Raw genomic sequence first — 18,744 nt, 5'->3', positions numbered from 1 at the left:
CATTCAATTATTGTCTAATTGAACAATAGTAAGTGTGAGACGATTCTGGATTTTGTTGCTTATTCAGTCTCTCTTCTTATATTATAGTAACGGGGAAATAAACTGCTTTTGAGGTGCTGAAATTGAAAAACCCATACATATTCGGTTATTTGCCGTTTGTCACAATTGTTTTATTTAGTTTAACGTTCGGAGTTTATACAGTAGGCATGTCAGTGGAGCTATTTAAGGGAATTGGTTTGTATGCAGGCATGCGAGAGTTTCTGACGGATATACAATTACGAGTTTTCCTGCTAGTTATCTATGCACTGCTTTTCTTTATGGTCTTTTCGGCGTTGAAGTTAATTGCGGAGACGATACACGAAACTGCGATGTTGTTCTTTTCAAAGGATGTGGAGGGCGAATCTTATAACGAGGCACGGGGAGGTAATGTCATCTACTTTTTCGGTGCACTTGCATCTGCAGGGGGCATTAATTCAATCAAAATATTAGCAGTTCTATTTTTGCTGACAACGTTCATCTACTTTGTCTATGTCGTTTATAAGTTGAGTAAATTTATGACAATCGTCAGTACAATTGGGCTTATCGCATTTGAAATTACGTTTTGGAGTGTACTTGTCTCCACGATCATCTACATATTGCTGAAGCTTTATACAGGAGTGGTCGCTAGTTTACCGTTTCCTGGAAATTGAGAAAAGTGCAAGGCGCCGTTTAGACACTATTATAAGTGAAAAAATTTATACTTTCTTATCTTAAATAAAGACTAGCCACTACCACGTCTGTTGATTAACCATATATTTGCATAAAGTACTGGTGAGGAGAGCTTGATAACCTCCATTTTCACTGGACTATTTTCGGACCGCTTTTGGCTAACTATTCATGACAGATTTACTGTGAGTCCTAGTGTGGCTAGAAGTGACTCCGTCACTTCTAGCCACACTTTTTTCAGTAATCCTGTTGAGAATCGTTGCCTGTTGCGTTTCTACAATATTCAAGTGAAAAATGCAGTTGTTTTGGAAGAAAAGAATAGTGACATTCTATGGAGAGTCTAAGTGCCTGAAGATGCAATTTCGGGCACTCTTGTACTTTGTATAATGCGTTCCTTGCTTACTTTTAGTAAAGAATATGCATCTAAGCTTGTGTTGCCTATTAGAAAGTGACACTTCTTTAAATTAAATAAGGAAAAGCCATAGAGAAAGCATCAGCCGCCAAAATTGCATCTTTGGCGGCTTTTCTCTAGGTGAAAAGCCAACTATTCATTCGTCCCGAAAACCTTCAGCACTCTGTGTACTCATGCATTTGGAGCGCGACGGATGAATGATAACCATACGATTACCCAAAAAAATGTGTAGGGATGCGACGAAGTCGCATTCCTACACATCCTGACACCTCGGTAATCGTACTAGAAGTCATTCAATCCAAAGAGATCCCAAAGTGCAACTATACAAGTGCGGCCGGGGGGGATTAAGTTACTTACTGGTTATTTTTGGTTAATCAACAGACGTGAGCCATTACAGAAATGGCTAGTCTTTAAGCAGTGCAGAAAATATGCGTAAATGAAGTTTCTGGTCACTTAAATTCTTAATAGATTGCGGCTTATCATAGCCAACCCAGACGGAGGTTGTATAGTTGTCGTTCAATCCGCCAACCCATAAATCTTTATAATGGTTTGTTGTGCCGGTTTTCGCTCCTGTATACGAAGTTGTATACGGAATACCGCGGCCAGTTCCATTTAATACGACATCCGACATCATGCTACGAATCTTCGTAACTGTTGCAGGGGACCAAACTTCCTCTTGTTCATCTGGCCATTTATATAACACATTCCCCGCTCTATCCTTCACAGCATGAATTGCATGGGCAGGGATATACTTCCCATCGATGAAACTGGAATAAGCCCCTGCAAGTTCAATGGGAGTCATTCCTTTTGAGAATCCGCCAAGTGCAGCCGCGTAGTTCCTATCTTTCTCCGTAATTGATTTAAATCCGAACGGTTCGATAAAACTAAATGCCTCATCTATTCCAACAATCTGAAGCAATCTGACTGCTGCTGTATTATGACTTTGTCGAAAAGCTTCTTTAACGGTGACATTGCCATAAACGGAACCGCCGATATTTGTCGGGCAGTACGAGCCGATGCAAATATTGCTGCTGTTAATAGGTGTGTTCTCTGTATAGGAGCTACTTTCAAACAATGGAGCATATACAAGCAGTGGTTTAAGAACAGAACCTGGTTGTCTGACAGCCTGGAATGCACGGTGGAAATCTGCTTTCTTATAGTCTTTCCCAGCGAAGACACTGACAATTTCACGGGTTTCATTGTCGATAACGGCGGCACCCGCCTGCACGCCTTCAGGATTCAAAAGGGAGGAGATCGTTTGTTCATCTCGCCTTTGCTTTTCAGGGTTAAGTGCAGTTTCGATAATCACTCCTTTGGACAATACTTCAGCTGTCCGCTGTTTCACAAGCGTTTCAAGGGCAATCTTTTCAGCGGCATCTTTCGCATTTGTGATTTTTTTAGATAAGCCTTCGGACTCTGCTATGAGATCAGTAAGTTCAGCAAGTGCATATGTACTGTAGGCAGGAAAGCCATTCACTTTTTCTTTCAGCCTTAATTTGATAGTAGTATTTTTATGCGCTTCGGCTTCCTCGGTAGTCAGAACTCTATTTTTTGTAAGTACCGATAAAAGTCGTTCCTGTCTCACTTTTGTACGATCGAAATGTTTCAAAGGATCATATAAAGTGGGGTTGTTTGGAATTGCCGCTAGGAAGGCCATTTCGGCTTCATTGAGCGTATCTAAGGGTTTGCTGAAGTAAAAGGTCGCCGCAGCACCAATACCGTACACTTGATGGCCAAAATACATTTCGTTCAAATACATTTCCAAAATTTCATCTTTTGTCGATTGTTTTTCAAGTTCAGCTGCATAAAAAAGTTCAGTCACCTTACGTTCATACGTCTTTTCGGTCGATAAAAATCTCATTCGTACGACTTGCTGTGTAATCGTAGAGGCCCCTTGACTGACATCGTCTGTCGCAGCATTGACAGCAAATGCACGCGCAATTGCGGCTATATCATAGCCTTTATGCTCGAAGAACCCTGTATCTTCACTCTCAAGAAACAGTTGGCGCGCGAATAGCGGGATGGACGATAGCGGTAGCGGATCGCGCCATTCTATATACTCTTCTGCAAAAATGAGGCCATTACGATCTTTCATCGTTACAGGCACATTGATCACTGGGGATGAAAGTTCAATGGAGTCTCCAATCTGGTCTTTGAAGGATCCGGCGTTCTTCAACTCGACAGCAATCGCATCTTGGACAACAAAGAGGAGTGGAATGGATAACAGAATAAAGATGAAACCAATAAATTGTTTCAATGCATTTGCACTCCGTTCAAGAAATCATTCATTAACAAAAATATAGCACACTCCGCATAGGGAAGTGTGCTGTTTTTTAACGCTTCGATTGGTGATCTTCTTCAGCAAGGAAATCTTCAAAATCCTGAACGGGCTTTCGTTTCGCATAATAGAGGAAAGCGAAACCAACAAGGAATAGGCTTCCCGTTACTATAAAGACAGATCCGATGCCGATAAAACCGCTAACAATCCCACCGAATATCGGACCGATAATGTTGCCGAGAAAACGAAAACTTGTATTGTAACCCATTACTTCGCCTTGAATATCAACGGGCGCTTCCCGTCTGACAAGTGCAGTTGTAATCGGAATCATACCACCAACTGCAATCCCAAATAGAAGGCGACAAGCCATCAGTTGCCATAACTCCGTAACAAACGCTTGCGGAATAATAAACACGAATGACAGAATCAGAAGGATGGACAGCACCTTTTCGTAGCCAATATCATCGCCAAGTTTCCCCCATCTACGTGCAAACAGAAGGTTTCCTACTCCTGCGGCACTAAAGGTGATACCGGCAAGGAGTGCAACATCTTTCGCATCGGTTAGTTCTGCAACATATAACGATAGCAAAGGCTGAATACTGAAATTACCTATCTGAATGAGTGCTGTGACAACCATGACGTTTAGCATAAGACGATGACGCAACATACCACCCAAAATAGCCTTGCGTGAATAATGAATGGCTTTTGGGTTTTTCACCCGTTTTTGTTCCTTAATTCCGAACAGAATGATGATGGCAGCAATCGCAACCGATACGGAAGTGATGATGAACGTATATTGGAAGCCGAATGCGTCTGCAAGTAATCCGCCCAATATAGGACCAAATAGAGTCCCCGTAACGCTGCCCATTTGCAAAGTGCCCAACATTTTTCCTGCTTCTTCCTTTGCAGTATTAGCAGAAATGAATGCAAGCGAAGTAGGAATGAACCCTGTAACAACACCCATGAAGAGTCTCAAAATGAAAAATGCTTCAACGGACTGAACAAAACTCATGAGGAAAATAGATATAGCAATCCCGAAGCCGTTAATAATGAGAATGGGCTTGAAACCATATTTATCAGCAATTCGTCCCCAAATTGGTGACATGATAAACGCAGTGATGAATACTGCACCGAAAATGAGTCCTGACCATTTTTGGACGTACGCATCCGAATGATCGCCAAACGTTTCGATGTAAAGAGATAGGAAGGGCATGATCATCGTAAGTGTTCCAGCAACAAGGAAGTTCGTCAACCAAATGATGATGAAATTCTTTTTTTGCACGTCCATTTAGAAAACCTTCTTTCACCGTAGTACCTTTCATTCATTATAAAACAGTTCGATAACCGAAGGAAGTTTCATGCTTATTCGTCGAAATAGATGTTTTAATATGCTAAACTAATTCAGGGTGAATGTTAATGCAGAAAATATTTTTCTCCCTTCTTACGATCTTTGGTCTCGTCTTACTTACCGCATGCGGTAATAGTGCGTCTGAGAACGAAAAACAAGAAGAAGTAGTGACTGTTGGACAAGATCCAGTAGAAGAAAATAGCACGAAGAACTCAGAGGAGGCAACAACAATGTATCCACAATTATCAAAAGAAGTAGCTGCAAACGAAGCACTAGTTGTTATGAACACAACAATGGGGCCAATCAAAATTAAGCTTTTCCCTGAACAAGCACCAAAAACAGTTGAAAACTTCTTAACACATGCAGAAAACGGTTATTATGACGGTATTATCTTCCACCGTGTTATTGAAGACTTCATGATTCAAGGTGGCGACCCAACAGGAACTGGTATGGGCGGAACAAGCATTTACGGTGCTTCATTTGAAGATGAATTCACTATGGATCTATTTAACTTAAAAGGAGCTCTTTCAATGGCGAACGCAGGCCCAGGAACAAATGGCAGCCAGTTCTTCATCGTTCATGCTTCAGAAGTTCCTGCTTCAGTTGATCAACTGAAAAAAGGTGGATATCCAGCTGAAATCGCTGAAGCTTATGGCGAAATGGGCGGAACTCCTCACTTAGACCAAAAACATACAGTATTCGGTCAAGTTATTGAAGGCATGGATGTTGTCGACAAAATTGCAAAAGTGAAAAAAGGCCGTCAAGATAAGCCTGTTGAAGATATTTCTATTGAATCAATCGAAATCATTCAAAAGTAATTCTAACCATATTGAAATTTACAATGTGAGGAAGTGGACGAAGTGAACGCACTTTTAATGCCGTTCCTTTACTTTCCTGAAGACAAAACAGAATATATATCAGCTTCGATTTCAATGTTGTTCTTTGGGATTCTAATGGTACTCACATTCATGTGGATTCGACGCAATTCGAAGAAACAGGAATTAGAAACGAAAGAACTTGAAGAACGCATTTTACGTGAACGCCGCGAACAAAAAGAAAAACAGCATCCTCAAAATTGAGGATGCTGTTTTTCTTTTAGGCTGTTTTCTCAAAGATTGTTGCTACTACCCAAGGCATTTTTAAAAATAGAGTTTGATCTGCAAATAGTAACACAACACAAAAACAGAATTTCACCATTGGTTTTTCAAAAGATGTAGAGTTTGTCCCAGAGGAGTTTCCTAATCCTGTTCTTCAGTTAGATTTCCTTCCCAATATCATAACCAATATGTGCGATTCGTACATATTGGTTATGATTTATTCCCTCCGCTTAAAGCCCCAAGTTCGAGAAATCTTTAGCCGTCTCCTTTCCTACATCAGAAACGATTAATCTAATTGAGAGATATTTTTCATCTTTGTCGAAAATGAAAAGTGTATTGATATAGCAATATTTTTTTATTAAGTTGCAACATTATTTTATCGTAATTCAATAAAATGTGTGTTAGAATGAAATTGACATTAAATAAGTGAGGTGTTTTTTATGAAACAAGGTTCAACACTCTTTTTAAAGATAGTCGTTTTCATTATTGGAACTCCAGTTCTTGCTTTATGTATATTTGGGTTGCCTATGTTAGCTAAAGAAACAGCGGAAAGTAATTCGGAGTTCGCTTATGTATTATATGGTATTTTTATAATTATGTATTTGTCGGCAATACCGTTTTTCGTTGCTTTGTATCAGGCTTTTAAACTCTTAAGCTACATTGACAAGAATAAAGCTTTCTCGGATTTATCTGTAAAGGTTTTAAAGACCATCAAATACTGTGCAATCACAATCAGTATCTGTTATGTAGTTGGCATGCCATTCTTTATACTCATGGGGCATAAAGACGACTCTCCAGGTGTCGTAGCACTCGGATTAGTCATTATTTTTGCTTCTATACTAATTGCAGTCTTCGCTGCTGTTCTTCAAAGGCTTTTACAAGAAGCCATCGATATAAAATCGGAAAATGACTTAATGGTCTGAGGTGAATAAAATGGCAATTATAATCAATATTGATGTGATGTTGGCTAAAAGAAAAATGAGTGTTACAGAACTTTCTGAGAGGGTAGGAATAACGATGGCTAATCTTTCTATATTGAAAAATGGTAAGGCAAAAGCAATACGATTATCAACTTTAGATGCGGTTTGTAAGGCTTTAGAATGTCAGCCTGGAGATATTTTAGAATACAAAAGTGACGAAGACGCTTTTGAATAATAAGATTAGAACACAAATTTCTTCAACAAACGGGTGCTTACTTGAAGATTGTTGAGCTGCTTAGACGGCTCTTTTTCTTGTTTAACTAAAGGGACAGGTTAGTTGAAGAAGCGTTGTATAACTTGTGTTCAACAATCGGGCAAGATTATTAAATTATACGAGAAGAGAATCCTAATTATAAAGGGGTTCTTTTTTTTGGAGATAATGTAAAAAGTATTTGACATATCGTTTGTTTGTGATTACAATTAATGTAAAATACTTTTTACATTAATTCGGAGGAGGGGACAAAAAATGGATTGGGTTAAAATTGTGTATTCAGCTGTATTGTTAGTTTGCGGAATTTTGATTTTTGTTGCACCATTTTCTTTAAAGGGTGATGAAAGAAGGAAGTTTATCAATACGAAAGCTCAATCATATGCGTTTATGGTAGTTATAGGTATGCTGATTTTAGAAGTTGCACAGTCGATTTATCTAAGTATTCAAGGGGATGCTTCTCATAATGGTAATGGAAATTCGCCGATAGTGATTCTGACGGTGATATTAATTATATATCTTGGAACATTAGTGATGTACAGGAAAAAGTATGGTGATTAAATGAAAAATCAAATTAAGAAATTAAGGAAATCAGCTAAATTATCTCAGGAAGAACTGGCTAAACTCTGTAAGGTATCCAGACAAACAATAAATGCAATTGAGAATGATAAATACGACCCTACTTTACAATTAGCATTTAACATAGCGAGTGTATTAGAAACCACGGTAGACAAACTATTTATCAACAACTAAATGAATAAATCAACAAACAGGCACAAATGTTTAACAATCGTGTCAGATTGTTGAAGAGGAAATTATATTCCAATAGAGGTGATTTATTAGTGGTTCAGGTATTGCCAAAAAATATTTCACCAAAATATAAACGGAAAAAGTAATGAATTAGAAGGTAGGTAAATAAATGATTCCATTAGTATATGACCAAATTAATGGCTGGGGAAAACACGATGAATTCTTCTTAGCACTATTAAAGAAGTTAAATGTTAAAAAAGTAGCTGATTTAGGTTGTGGAACAGGAAGATTGACAACTCACTTTGCTAAAGCAGGCTATCATATTACAGCTATTGACCCAAATGAAGAAGCAATCGAATATGCGGAAAATAAAGAGTTTCCAGGCGAAGTGACTTGGATTGTTGGTGATAGTTCAAATTTACAAACAAATGCGTTTGATGCTGTCATAATGACGGCGAATGTTGCGCAAGTATTTCTTACAGAAGAAAGTTGGCAATGCGTCATTTCAGATGCATATCGAGCATTAAAACCTGGAGGTCATTTTATTTTTGATACACGTAACCCATTAGCAAAAGTGTGGGAACAGTGGGAAAAAGATATGACACCTGATGTTGCAATGAATCAGGTGAGCGGTGAGTCACTTGAAATTTGGACTGAATACGAGGGGTTTGTAGAAGATGTTTTTACGTTTTATGAGACTGTGAAAAATGCACGTACAGGTGAAGTAGTAATTCATGAAAAAATGCAATTAAAATTTCGACCGCAAGAAGAAATCCATGAATCATTACAACAAGTAGGTTTTTCACTAACCCATGTTTATGGAGATTGGGTGTTTAAACAAGCAACTTTAGATACCAAATCTTTTGTTTTTCACGGTGTAAAATAAATAAGGGGTTCTTTAAATATTTGCTTATTAATTTTGACAATTTCACTATTTCTAGAAAACGAAAGAATGAAAGAATGAAAGAAAACCAAATTTTTTATTCAGCAAACGGGCACTATTGTGGAATAAGCTTCACTTTTCTAGTTTTACTAACGGGTGTTTTACTTCAATTAGGGGTAAAGCACCCTTTTCTTATTCAGCTAAAGGCTAGGATAGTTGAAGATGAAATACTATGAAATGAGGAAAATTAAATGTCGAAAAAGATAGTTGTAAAGCATTGGAACAAAGATCATTACGATAACTATTTCCAATACCAATACTTTGTCCATTCAGATGATGAAGTACGAAAATTGTCACTATAAATTTTTGCTGGGGGATTGAGTAATTGGTGTTTGGAACCACCATTCGTTTCGAACGTATTAGAGTAAAGGCAGTATTTTTGATGAGGGGTGAAGGAATGGTTAGAAGAAGAGGAACGTATCAAATAAAAATTCGTGACAAGCAGCTCGTATGTTTATTTTGTCAGCACGAAGAGTTTCTGCATCGTGAAGTTTATATAGATTTAAACCCTTTAGATGAAACGGTAACGGATCAGCTAACATTGCAATCTTTTTCCTGCCCGTCATGTGGTGATATCCAAATGTTTCAAGAAAAGAATCGATTTGATCATACGTTACAAAAACATGTATCTATTATTGAGTACACAGAAGTGATAAAAGAATGAGCGGTATTGATGAATCTTTACGCCCTCAAAAAAGTCGTATTACGATTTTTGATGAGCCTGTTATTTGTAGTTTTTGTTCACATGATGTGTATATACCCTATGAGGTTTTTGTGAATGTTGAACAACCAGGTGTAGATGTGCGTCATGTTCGTTATATAGCAATTTGTCAACATTGTGGCAAAGCCAAACAATTTGGAGATCCAAGCCATTTTGAAAAAGATGAATTTATTTGGGCCTTGAATCAGTATTTGATTTCCATTAGAAGTTATAAGATTAAAGTTTCATTTTATGTTGGGAAAAAAAACAACGATAAAATAACTAAGTTTACAAATAAGCTTATTCAAGATTTTGGTATCGAAAAAGAGAATATAAATATCAGTTATTTAAAAGGAGTAGCAGAACTTCAAATTAAGATTTCTAGTTTAAATGAAATACAAACGATTAGGACTCAAATAATGAATTCTGCGAGACGACTATTTATCACGATTAAGGATCTAACCATTAAATAGGATTATCTAAGTGACATTTATTCACATTCGTTTTTTTATTTGGCTCAGTTAAAGGAAAAGGTTGATTAACGTTAATGAATATGGAGAATGGGTTTGAATGTAGCACAATACTTCTCACAGGTATTCATTTTATTTATTTTTATAGTACGAAGGTTCAACACCTTCATATTCATACAACGTTGATGTTCCTCGTTTAACAGTATAGGACATTAGCCAAGAATTTTTCGAATTTCCTATTTGCCAATTTTCTTTGAAGGTCACGATATATTTTTCTTTCCCTATTTCTTTTACACTCGTTTCTCTCACAACTTTATACCCATCAATTGTTTCTTCTTGTAACCCGACCTCTTTCGGAAAATAATCGATGAGAGTTCCCACTCCCGCAGTTGCAGTGGATATCGCATCTTCTTTTGTGAAAGGCGGTTGAGGTGGCGATGTCAATTGCAAAAATAACCACGACAGAAAAATAAAAGCAATAGGCATTAATACAAACATTTTTAAACTTTTCCCTTTGCTTTGTCTTTTGTAGAGCCATTTATCAATAACCCCGTACAGGATAGCCACAACCATACCGAACCACATTAACGTACTTTCTTGAAAAAACAATCCGTTTACCAATCCAAAAGCACCTAAAATGAGTATTGTTAACCAATCTTTTTTCAAAAACCATTTCCGTTGCACGGCATCCAGAATTAGTGACACAACGTTCCCGTACAGTAAAATAACGACTCCCACATATATACAATAAACCAACAACCACCCCATGAAAGAATTCCCTTTGTTATATTCAAACCCACTATAACTAAAAATCATACCATACACCATCAACCCTGAAAAAGTAATGGTGGCAACAAATGTGGTTAACAGTTTTCTAATAATGACGATTCCTATATCTTGCTCCATGCTTTTCCTCCTCACTACATGCACAACGCAATAATTATAAACCGCATACTAGCTCTGAACCAACATTCCGTTAATTATATTTCAAAAATAAGTCACAAGTTGTTATTGATAAAAGTAAAAAAAAGGACTTTTAATGGTAGAATATTCTCTATTGATAAGGGGAAGGCAACTTATGTAAATAAAAAGGATGATAAATTACAAAAAAATCTTTGGCATTATCATATAGGAAATGCTCATTATCAACCTACTCATATGGCACCAAAAGGGTATAGAATACAAAAATAATTCAATTTTAATGGGAAAGGGTTTTTTATTTGAAAAAGGAATTTTTTGTTCAGTATAGTAATGAAAGTGTGATAAAAAGCACTGGTTTTGAGAAAAAAGATTTCACCACATTAGATGTTGGAATTACTATTGATTATCCAACCAAAGATTTCCTAACTTCTTTCGTGGAAACAGCTTTAGAATTTCCAATATATTGTGTACTAGAAGAGTTGATTAAATATGATGAAAATCCTGAAAATTTGATGAGAGAAAATAATATTGATTACAGTACCGGGAAAACTAGGAGTAACTGGGTAATATGCAAAATAGAATCAAGGCAACAGTTAAACATTGTTGTTGATTTTATTGTTAATATAGTAAATTTAGGTCTAAATGCATTTGTCATTAATGGTACAAATCTTTCTAAGTCGGAATTATTACCACTGAATAAATGGAATGAACCTATAGATTTTGTCAATGTAGAACTAAAAAAAATCTATAGCATGATTGCAGTTCATGAAGTTGGTTTGACTATTTTCACAAAGAATCAATTGATTAATACTCCTTCAAGACTATTACAATATTTTCCGAAAAATTATGAGTTAGATGTCCAAAATAGTGATATCTAGGGTTACTAAACTCTAGTTTTATAAATGTTTTAAATCTCGCAAAATGGATTTATGCATGTAAATAATAATTCAGCTAATTTTTTAAATACTAGTTCTATAATAATCGGTAATCATGAATTAAACTTCCCAATCTATAGTTTAAACGATTTTACTATGGTGAAATGCGAAAAAAACTGCAAAACAGGTATTAGTTAGTAGAAAGTAAATTATGAGTGCCCACTACTGTTTAGAATATAAAAAAAATGGAACAAGTCATCAAAGACTCAGTTCCGTTTTTTTTACATAATTTATTCTCTTTTTTTGATGGGCTTACAATTGCAAAATTACCTCGTAATGCTTTTCACCATAGAGAGTACGTCTAGCCCTCTCATGCAGCTGTTAGTTACTTAAATCGTGTTATTTGAAGCATTTTTTCTTATTAAATTGAAGTAGTGTAAACTTCGTGATCGATTTATAATTTTGCTGAATCATTCACTTAATGCAGTGATAAATCGGTTAACGCCGTCTTGAACAACTAAAAACGGTGTTGCTACGTTCATGCGAAGGAAGCCGCGTCCTGATTCGCCATATTTTGAGCCTGGGTCAAGAGCAAGTTTTCCTTTAGTCAAAAGCTTGTCCATGATTTCCATCTCGGTAAATCCAGTACCACGGTAGTCAATCCAAAGAAGGTATGTACCATGCGGCTTAGCAATTTTTAAACCAGGAATTGCAGCTGTTAGTTCACGAATTGCATAGTCCATATTGTTAGAAACTGTTTCAAGTAATTCAGCTAGCCAAGGGCCTCCCTCTTTATAGGCAGCAGTCAAAGCCGCGGCTGCAAAAGAGCTCAAATCCATTTGACCATGTGACATTGCATTGAACGTTAGTTTCTCTCTCACACCTTCATCTGTCGCAATCATTACTGCTGCTTGGATACCTGCGAGGTTAAACGATTTTGTAGGTGCAACACATGTAATGATACGACCTGCCTCTTCACCAGCAAGCGTTGCGAGCGGAATATGCTTATGCCCTGAAAAGACTAGATCGGCGTGGATTTCATCCGATAAAATCAAGACATCATATTTTGTACACAGGCGCAACATTTCTTTCAATTCATTTTCTGTCCAGACAATTCCACCAGGATTATGCGGATTGCATAAAATGAATAACTTTACATTTTGCTGCAGGCATTTCTCGAATTCTTCAAAGTCGATGGAGTACACACCGTCTTGCTCTTTCATAATACATTCGACCATATTTCGTCCCTGACGTTCAGGAATTTGGAAAAAGGGAGGATAGACCGGAGAAGTGACAAGAATGCCGTCACCCGGATTCGTAAACGTTTCAACGACCGAAGCGATTGCCGGAACAACACCGTGGTGGAATAACATCCATTCGTTATTGGTTTCCCATGCATGGCGTTCAGCAAGCCATGTCTTTACTGCGTCTTTACAGCCTTCACAAATATATGAATAGCCAAAAACTGGATGATCCAGACGTTCTTTCAACGCATTGACAACAACTTCCGGAGCAGCAAAGTCCATATCCGCAATCCACATCGGTAAAATATCGGATGCATCTTCGATTCCATATATCATTTCCATTCGATCCCATTTTACAGAACGCGATTTACGTCGTTCAATCACTTTTTCAAAGTCAAACACAGAAATCCCCTCTTTCCTTTTTTCTCTACTATGTTATCATAATCTAGACTATTGAGAAAAATAAGGTGACTCATCGTGCAAACCAATGGAATGAACAAAAAGGCTGTTGCGCTTCTTGGACAGTGGGATCCATTTGAAGCAGGACCAAAAGCGTATGAGCTCGAAATTGCTGATGTCGTATCGGATCTACACCGTCTAGATCATCCGACCGACCTTGCGAAGCGAATTCGGGAGATTTACGAGCATTCCTATGGGCTATGGATTCCAATCGAGGACTGCGTACAAATCTCTTATAAGTTGTTAGCGATTAAATACGAGGCGAAATGTATCGTCTGATTTTGGCACGGCTGTATCCATTTTGAATGAGGGTACAGTTTTTTTATGCAACAAAATAGCCGGGAATCTAGTCATTAGATTCCCGGCTATTTATGAAATATTTTAGGGCGTAACCATTTATTCGCATAAAATACTGGTGAGAAGGTCTTAATAACCTCCGTTTTCACTGGACTATTTTCGGCTCGCTCTCGGCGAAATATTCATGACAGGTTTAAGGAGGAATTAAAATTCATTCCTCCCTCAGGGGGAAAGTGTGGCTAGAAGTGACTCCGTCACTTCTAGCCACACTTTTTTCGGTAATCCTGTTGTGAATAGTTGCCTGTCGCGTTCCTACAATATTCAAGTGGAAAATGCAGTTATTTTTTGGAAGAAAAGAATAGATAACATACTATGGAGAGTGTAAGTGCCCGAAGATACAATTTCGGGCACTCTAGTACTTTGAACAAAGTGTTCCTTGCTTACTTTTAGTGAAGATTACGCATGTATTCATGTGATACCTTATAGAAAGTGACACTTCTTTACTAGTAAAAAAGAGAGAACCCTAAATAAAGCATCAGCCGCCAAAATTGCATCTTTGGCGGCTTTTCTCCAGGTAAAAAGCCAGCTATTCTTTCGTCCCAAAAAACTTCAGCACTTCGTATACGTATGCATTTGGAGCGCGACGGATGAAGAATCACAATACGATTACCTACATATCCAGATATCTCGGTAATCGTATAGAAGTCATTCAATCCAAAGTCGATCCAAAGGCAACTATACAAGCAGAGCCAGTAGATGCTCACAACAAAAGCGACATTTTATAGTTCGATAATCCATACGATGAAAATGATGACGATAGCAGTAGGAGCTGCATACCTGACGAGAAATTTCCAAAGGCTATTCATCACTGGATGCATGCGAAGTTCGTCGTCAGTTTGAGACTTCGTCAATACATAGCCTGCAAAGATCGAAACGAGTAATGCACCGAGTGGCATACCGATTTTGCTCGTTAATGTGTCAGCAAAATCAAAGATAGAACTGCCGAATATTTTCACATCAGACAAGACTCCGAATGACAGTGCACTTGGAATACCAACGACAAAGATGAGAATTCCAAATACAATTGAAGCACGTTTTCTACGTTCGATTCTCTCTCTGATACCACTTGATACGACAATTTCAAGCATTGCAATTGAAGAAGTAAGTGTAGCGAAAAGCATCAAGATGAAGAATAAGATCATAAATAAATTACCAAACGGAATTTGGCTAAAAATTGCTGGTAAAATGACGAATATCAATCCAGGGCCTTCAGAAGGTGAGTGGCCGAGTGCGAACACTGCAGGAAATATAACAAGACCCGCTAAAATTGAAATGGTGATATTCAAAAGCGCAACGTTCATTGCTGATTGACCTAATTTTTCTTCTTTCGGTAAATAAGAAGCATACGTCATCATTGCCGTTACTCCAACACTCAGTGAGAAGAAAGCTTGACCAAGTGCAAGTAAAAATGTCGAACCTGTCAAGTGCGACCAATCAGGTACAAACAGGAATCGAACACCTTCCATTGCACCATCCAATGTTAATGAACGGATTGCAAGAATAATGAAGAATATGAACAGCATTGGCATCATCCACCTGCTCGCCCGCTCGATACCTCCTTTAATACCACTTTGGACGATCCAAATTGTCATCCCCATAAATACCGCCTGGGCAAATAGAACTTCTACTGGATTGGCGATAATTGTATTAAATAGATCTCCGTGATTCGTTGCATCGAGTTTGAAGAAAATAGCTCGAGTTAAGTAGGAAAGAATCCAACCGCCGACCACGCTGTAAAATGACAGGAGAATGAATGAAACTGCAAGTCCCATCCAGCCAATCAAAGGCCACTTTTTACCTGGCGCCAATCGTTTTAGTGATGTAATTGCATCAGCCTGTCCCATACGACCGATGACGAACTCTGCAAGCAAAATCGGAAGTCCGATTGCAATTGTACAAATAATGAACAGTAGAAGGAAGACACTTCCGCCGTTCATCCCTACCATATATGGGAATTTCCATATTGCGCCGAGTCCGATCGCACTACCGGCAGCTGCGAGAACGAATCCGATTTTTGATGACCATTGATCACGTTGCTTCATAAAGATATCACTCTTTTCTATAGTTAAGGCTTACTTATTGTACATGATTTAAGATGAATGCTAAAGCACTTTGAAACAATTACCAACAAAGCAACGTATCACCTATAGAAGTAAGAGGGGGGTGGAATCATGGACGAAATGGAATTGATAATAAAAGCCCAACAAGGGGATAAGGTTGCCTATGGAGAACTAATGAATTTACGTTATCGGACGGTAGAGAAATTTGCCTACCAATGCGGTGTGCATCTTGACGATATACCGGATGTTACGCAAGAAGTGTTCATCAAGCTTTACAGGTTTCTGCATCAATTCAAACAAGACCGTTTCACGACATGGTTATATAAGGTTACGTTAAATACGGCCCGTGATTACTACAGGAAAGAACATCGTGAACGGGAAAAAAAAGCGAAGGCTAACGGAACTAACCTCTATCCAGCTCAGAATTCAGCTGAAACGCAGATACTTCTATTCGAAGAAGACCTCGAACTGCATAATGCGATTTTGAAGCTTGATGAAAAATACCGGATACCACTTATACTTTTCTATTTTCAGGACTTATCGTACCAACAAATTGCCGACGTGCTAAATATCCCTCTATCCACTGTGAAAACACGATTACATCGCGCTAAGGATGGCTTGAAAAAAGCAATCGACAAGAATGGAGGTGCGAGTTATGGAAAATAATAAATTCGAAAAACGAATGGAATTTCTCAAAAAGTCGTATGAGCGCATCCCTTCAACATTCGACAGTGAGGAAGTGCTCCAGAAAATTGAAGAGGATACTGCCAAGCCAGGGACTGATGAAACTTCCTTCAGGGTGAAAAATAGATTCAAGCCTAATTTGGTCGTTTGGGCAGTCAGTATCGCCAGTGTATTCCTGTTCGGATTCATTACGGCATCTTTAATGTTCGAACAAAAGAATAACCCTGAAGAGATGACATCAAAGGAAGTTACTGTTGAGGATATAGAAGAATTGAAAGCAAAGTATAGGGTTGAACGTGAGAAACGTAGGGAAACTTTAAAGTTGGAAGAAGATAAGTTTGCGAAACTTGAGTTTATCGCATATGCCGATAAGTCGATTACAAGCAGTAAACGTTACGCTAAGTTCGACAATAGTCGAGAAGTGCTAGAAAAAGACTTCGAACGTGCCCTGGCATATCTGAAATTACCTTCTGAAATGATAAAAGAAGTTGTAGAAAATCCACTCGTTGAAGATGAACAGGAGAGTATCGTATTCCTCGCTTCATATCGTTCTAAAGTATTGAGTCTTATTACAGTTTACGACGAAATCCTCGCAGAAAATCGCGAGGCAGTGGACGCTTATGATGTGGATGCATCTGTTGATAAGGCAGAGATCATGATGCTTGTTAGCCGCAATAAATTTCCAGAACAGCTTCAAAATATCATTAGCACGATGAGGGAACAGTCCATACGCTTGCAGACGAACAGTAATTCAGGAGAAATCGGAGCTCGTTATTATGAAGTATCCCTCCAACAAGAATTGAAAACCAACCTTGCCCCAATGATGTTCGCCTATATTGATATGCTTGTCGAAGAACCGTATATGTATGGTGCAACTCTTCAATATCCATTGGATCGAACTGTGTCGATGGTGCAGAGTATGGAAAAGACGTTAATGGAAGTGGAACGGGATTCGACATTATATCCTGTATTGGAATCGTATTTCATCACAATTTTCACTGAAGTAATGAAAGGCTCCAAAGATATACAAATTTTCGATGAGAAAGGCGTCTTAAAAAGCGACTATCAACAAGCATGGGAAAGTTTTGCGAGTAGCGGTGATGCGACCCCGCTAGCCTATGTCGTTAAGCCTATTGTCGAGGAGATGGAGGCTACGGGTTGGAGGAAATCTGCTAATTGGGAAAAACTTTCCTATGATGCATTAAAAGATGCATTGGTTCTCTATCGAGAAGGTCAATTGGAATTCTATATGTATGGGAAGAGACCGGATTTCCAAGATGAGACAATGTATTTGCCGAACTCTACGCTCGAAAATGAAATTCATATGCTATACAAGGCATTCAAGAAGTCGTATGACAAGTCAATATTTAAAGGCAAATCACCGATTTATGTCGTGGGCGTCTTTGATTATGCGAATGAAATGCATGATCCAGAAACGATGTATCATCTATTCCATGAGAACAATAACCAATACTCTGAAAGTGGGATAGAATGGACTCCTGAAAGATATGTTGACAACTGGGGTAAAGGATTGTCTTTATTCAGAGATGCGACGCAGATTGAATTTAACACAGAATACATTCAGCGTTTTGAACAAACATTTACGGGTTCAGTTGGAATTGTAGTCGATGGGGAGATACGTAGAAGTGTCAATGTGATTTATGATGAAAACGAAAGATGGGAAGTGTCGGATGTTAGGATGGAACCTCTTCCTTCCTATCAAGAACAGCCTGAAATGGATATTGACGAGGGGGTAATGGATTATGTGCGCTATATTTATAGGCCATTCTCAAAAACAAAAGATCCGATACACTTAGTTGGCCAAGAAGCACTGACCATTGCAGCCCTCTATTTCTACGCTGGAGAACTGGGTGATTACGAGACGCAATATGCACTGTTTTTCCAAGGGGAAGGGTATCCGATTGTCGATAAGGAAACGTATTTACAAGAAGCGCCATCGTATTCTGAGGCGATGTATACAAAAATGTCATTTAAAGGGCAAGAACAAGATGAAAATGGGAACTGGCGTGGCATTGCGAAGCTGACTGTGGATACGAAGAAGTTTCCAGATGAAAAACCTGTGAAAGATTTTCATCTGGTATGGACGGAAAAGGGTTGGCGCGTGTTATTCATGCCGATGCAGTAAATTAAAATAACTAAGGCTGTCATGTTTCATTGTGGCAGTCTATTTAATTGCAAGGAAAAGTCTGAAATCTGCGTAATCTTTGGTATAGTTGTAGTAATTAGTGTGCT

General features: G+C 38.2%; 20 protein-coding genes. 15 read left to right on the top strand and 5 right to left on the bottom strand.

Annotated features, from left to right (window positions below; translation table 11 throughout):
• Positions 1-122 precede the first annotated feature (122 nt).
• Complete coding sequence (locus tag FQ087_RS18065; protein ID WP_149582005.1) at positions 123-689, top strand: YufK family protein; 567 nt, start codon at positions 123-125, stop codon at positions 687-689.
• Between the two features lie 831 nt (positions 690-1,520).
• Here FQ087_RS18065 and FQ087_RS18060 read toward each other — a convergent pair.
• Both FQ087_RS18060 and FQ087_RS18055 read right to left on the bottom strand, forming a co-directional pair.
• Entirely contained in the window at positions 1,521-3,374 is a 1,854-nt protein-coding gene (locus FQ087_RS18060; RefSeq protein ID WP_149582004.1) for a transglycosylase domain-containing protein, read from the bottom strand.
• Between the two features lie 76 nt (positions 3,375-3,450).
• Positions 3,451-4,683 (bottom strand): MFS transporter, encoded by a 1,233-nt coding sequence (locus FQ087_RS18055; RefSeq protein WP_149582003.1) that lies wholly within the window; start codon positions 4,681-4,683, stop codon positions 3,451-3,453.
• 128 nt (positions 4,684-4,811) lie between these two features.
• Here FQ087_RS18055 and FQ087_RS18050 point away from each other — a divergent pair, with 128 nt between their 5' ends.
• The 9 genes from FQ087_RS18050 to FQ087_RS18010 all read left to right on the top strand — a co-directional run bounded on the left by FQ087_RS18050 (position 4,812) and on the right by FQ087_RS18010 (position 9,894).
• The gene (locus FQ087_RS18050; RefSeq protein ID WP_304624769.1) at positions 4,812-5,561 is read left to right on the top strand and encodes a peptidylprolyl isomerase; all 750 of its coding nucleotides are present in this window, start codon (positions 4,812-4,814) and stop codon (positions 5,559-5,561) included.
• Positions 5,562-5,603: 42 nt separating this feature from the next.
• Positions 5,604-5,822, top strand: coding sequence for a hypothetical protein (locus tag FQ087_RS18045; protein WP_149582002.1), 219 nt, complete (start codon positions 5,604-5,606; stop codon positions 5,820-5,822).
• 458 nt (positions 5,823-6,280) lie between these two features.
• Positions 6,281-6,763, top strand: a complete 483-nt coding sequence (locus tag FQ087_RS18040) for a DUF2975 domain-containing protein (RefSeq protein WP_149582001.1) — start codon at positions 6,281-6,283, stop codon at positions 6,761-6,763.
• Between the two features lie 10 nt (positions 6,764-6,773).
• A complete protein-coding gene (locus tag FQ087_RS18035) occupies positions 6,774-6,995 on the top strand; it encodes a helix-turn-helix domain-containing protein (RefSeq protein ID WP_149582000.1) in 222 nt (73 codons plus the stop codon).
• Positions 6,996-7,286: 291 nt separating this feature from the next.
• Positions 7,287-7,589 carry a hypothetical protein gene (locus tag FQ087_RS18030; RefSeq protein WP_149581999.1) on the top strand — a complete coding sequence of 101 codons (303 nt, stop codon included), beginning with the start codon at positions 7,287-7,289 and terminating at the stop codon, positions 7,587-7,589.
• A complete protein-coding gene (locus FQ087_RS18025) occupies positions 7,590-7,781 on the top strand; it encodes a helix-turn-helix transcriptional regulator (protein WP_149581998.1) in 192 nt (63 codons plus the stop codon).
• Between the two features lie 166 nt (positions 7,782-7,947).
• The gene (locus FQ087_RS18020; protein ID WP_149581997.1) at positions 7,948-8,664 is read left to right on the top strand and encodes a class I SAM-dependent methyltransferase; all 717 of its coding nucleotides are present in this window, start codon (positions 7,948-7,950) and stop codon (positions 8,662-8,664) included.
• Between the two features lie 454 nt (positions 8,665-9,118).
• Positions 9,119-9,385, top strand: a complete 267-nt coding sequence (locus tag FQ087_RS18015) for a hypothetical protein (RefSeq protein WP_149581996.1) — start codon at positions 9,119-9,121, stop codon at positions 9,383-9,385.
• Complete coding sequence (locus tag FQ087_RS18010) at positions 9,382-9,894, top strand: hypothetical protein (protein WP_149581995.1); 513 nt, start codon at positions 9,382-9,384, stop codon at positions 9,892-9,894. Before FQ087_RS18015 ends, FQ087_RS18010 begins: the two co-directional genes overlap by 4 nt.
• Before the next feature lie 129 nt (positions 9,895-10,023).
• Here FQ087_RS18010 and FQ087_RS18005 read toward each other — a convergent pair whose 3' ends face one another.
• On the bottom strand, positions 10,024-10,797 hold the full coding sequence (locus FQ087_RS18005) for a hypothetical protein (RefSeq protein ID WP_149581994.1): 774 nt from the start codon (positions 10,795-10,797) through the stop codon (positions 10,024-10,026).
• A 314-nt stretch (positions 10,798-11,111) separates the two neighbouring features.
• Here FQ087_RS18005 and FQ087_RS18000 point away from each other — a divergent pair, with 314 nt between their 5' ends.
• Positions 11,112-11,690: a hypothetical protein gene (locus tag FQ087_RS18000; RefSeq protein WP_149581993.1), complete on the top strand. Its 579-nt coding sequence runs from the start codon at positions 11,112-11,114 to the stop codon at positions 11,688-11,690.
• A 467-nt stretch (positions 11,691-12,157) separates the two neighbouring features.
• Here the strand turns inward: FQ087_RS18000 and FQ087_RS17995 are convergent, their stop codons facing one another.
• Positions 12,158-13,333, bottom strand: a complete 1,176-nt coding sequence (locus tag FQ087_RS17995) for a MalY/PatB family protein (RefSeq protein ID WP_188006807.1) — start codon at positions 13,331-13,333, stop codon at positions 12,158-12,160.
• A gap of 90 nt (positions 13,334-13,423) precedes the next feature.
• Here FQ087_RS17995 and FQ087_RS17990 point away from each other — a divergent pair, with 90 nt between their 5' ends.
• Entirely contained in the window at positions 13,424-13,669 is a 246-nt protein-coding gene (locus FQ087_RS17990; RefSeq protein ID WP_149582351.1) for a DUF1871 family protein, read from the top strand.
• Between the two features lie 665 nt (positions 13,670-14,334).
• Positions 14,335-14,472 (top strand): hypothetical protein, encoded by a 138-nt coding sequence (locus tag FQ087_RS22545; RefSeq protein WP_188006805.1) that lies wholly within the window; start codon positions 14,335-14,337, stop codon positions 14,470-14,472.
• Here FQ087_RS22545 and FQ087_RS17985 read toward each other — a convergent pair.
• Positions 14,467-15,789, bottom strand: a complete 1,323-nt coding sequence (locus tag FQ087_RS17985; protein ID WP_149581991.1) for a sodium-dependent transporter — start codon at positions 15,787-15,789, stop codon at positions 14,467-14,469. The genes FQ087_RS22545 and FQ087_RS17985 overlap by 6 nt on opposite strands.
• A 129-nt stretch (positions 15,790-15,918) precedes the next feature.
• Between FQ087_RS17985 and FQ087_RS17980 the strand changes: the two genes are divergently transcribed.
• Positions 15,919-16,473, top strand: coding sequence for an RNA polymerase sigma factor (locus FQ087_RS17980; RefSeq protein WP_149581990.1), 555 nt, complete (start codon positions 15,919-15,921; stop codon positions 16,471-16,473).
• Complete coding sequence (locus FQ087_RS17975; RefSeq protein WP_149581989.1) at positions 16,463-18,637, top strand: hypothetical protein; 2,175 nt, start codon at positions 16,463-16,465, stop codon at positions 18,635-18,637. The genes FQ087_RS17980 and FQ087_RS17975 overlap by 11 nt, the downstream gene beginning before the upstream one ends.
• The last annotated feature ends 107 nt before the right edge of the window (positions 18,638-18,744 follow it).

The organism is Sporosarcina sp. ANT_H38 (assembly GCF_008369195.1).
Taxonomy (GTDB): domain Bacteria; phylum Bacillota; class Bacilli; order Bacillales_A; family Planococcaceae; genus Sporosarcina.
The sequence above is the reverse complement of the archived record's forward strand: the minus strand, read 5'-3'. Positions and strand labels throughout refer to the sequence as shown.

What these genes read in the sequence shown, in the direction of transcription:
- FQ087_RS18050 (WP_304624769.1), top strand. Translation starts at nt 4,812, where the DNA reads ATGCAGAAAATATTTTTCTCCCTTCTTACGATCTTTGGTCTCGTCTTA.
- FQ087_RS17980 (WP_149581990.1), top strand. Translation starts at nt 15,919, where the DNA reads ATGGACGAAATGGAATTGATAATAAAAGCCCAACAAGGGGATAAGGTT.
- FQ087_RS17985 (WP_149581991.1), bottom strand. Translation starts at nt 15,789, where the DNA reads ATGAAGCAACGTGATCAATGGTCATCAAAAATCGGATTCGTTCTCGCA.
- FQ087_RS18005 (WP_149581994.1), bottom strand. Translation starts at nt 10,797, where the DNA reads ATGGAGCAAGATATAGGAATCGTCATTATTAGAAAACTGTTAACCACA.
- FQ087_RS18055 (WP_149582003.1), bottom strand. Translation starts at nt 4,683, where the DNA reads ATGGACGTGCAAAAAAAGAATTTCATCATCATTTGGTTGACGAACTTC.
- FQ087_RS18040 (WP_149582001.1), top strand. Translation starts at nt 6,281, where the DNA reads ATGAAACAAGGTTCAACACTCTTTTTAAAGATAGTCGTTTTCATTATT.
- FQ087_RS18030 (WP_149581999.1), top strand. Translation starts at nt 7,287, where the DNA reads ATGGATTGGGTTAAAATTGTGTATTCAGCTGTATTGTTAGTTTGCGGA.
- FQ087_RS22545 (WP_188006805.1), top strand. Translation starts at nt 14,335, where the DNA reads ATGAAGAATCACAATACGATTACCTACATATCCAGATATCTCGGTAAT.
- FQ087_RS18020 (WP_149581997.1), top strand. Translation starts at nt 7,948, where the DNA reads ATGATTCCATTAGTATATGACCAAATTAATGGCTGGGGAAAACACGAT.
- FQ087_RS18025 (WP_149581998.1), top strand. Translation starts at nt 7,590, where the DNA reads ATGAAAAATCAAATTAAGAAATTAAGGAAATCAGCTAAATTATCTCAG.
- FQ087_RS18035 (WP_149582000.1), top strand. Translation starts at nt 6,774, where the DNA reads ATGGCAATTATAATCAATATTGATGTGATGTTGGCTAAAAGAAAAATG.
- FQ087_RS17975 (WP_149581989.1), top strand. Translation starts at nt 16,463, where the DNA reads ATGGAAAATAATAAATTCGAAAAACGAATGGAATTTCTCAAAAAGTCG.
- FQ087_RS17990 (WP_149582351.1), top strand. Translation starts at nt 13,424, where the DNA reads ATGAACAAAAAGGCTGTTGCGCTTCTTGGACAGTGGGATCCATTTGAA.
- FQ087_RS18015 (WP_149581996.1), top strand. Translation starts at nt 9,119, where the DNA reads ATGGTTAGAAGAAGAGGAACGTATCAAATAAAAATTCGTGACAAGCAG.
- FQ087_RS18010 (WP_149581995.1), top strand. Translation starts at nt 9,382, where the DNA reads ATGAGCGGTATTGATGAATCTTTACGCCCTCAAAAAAGTCGTATTACG.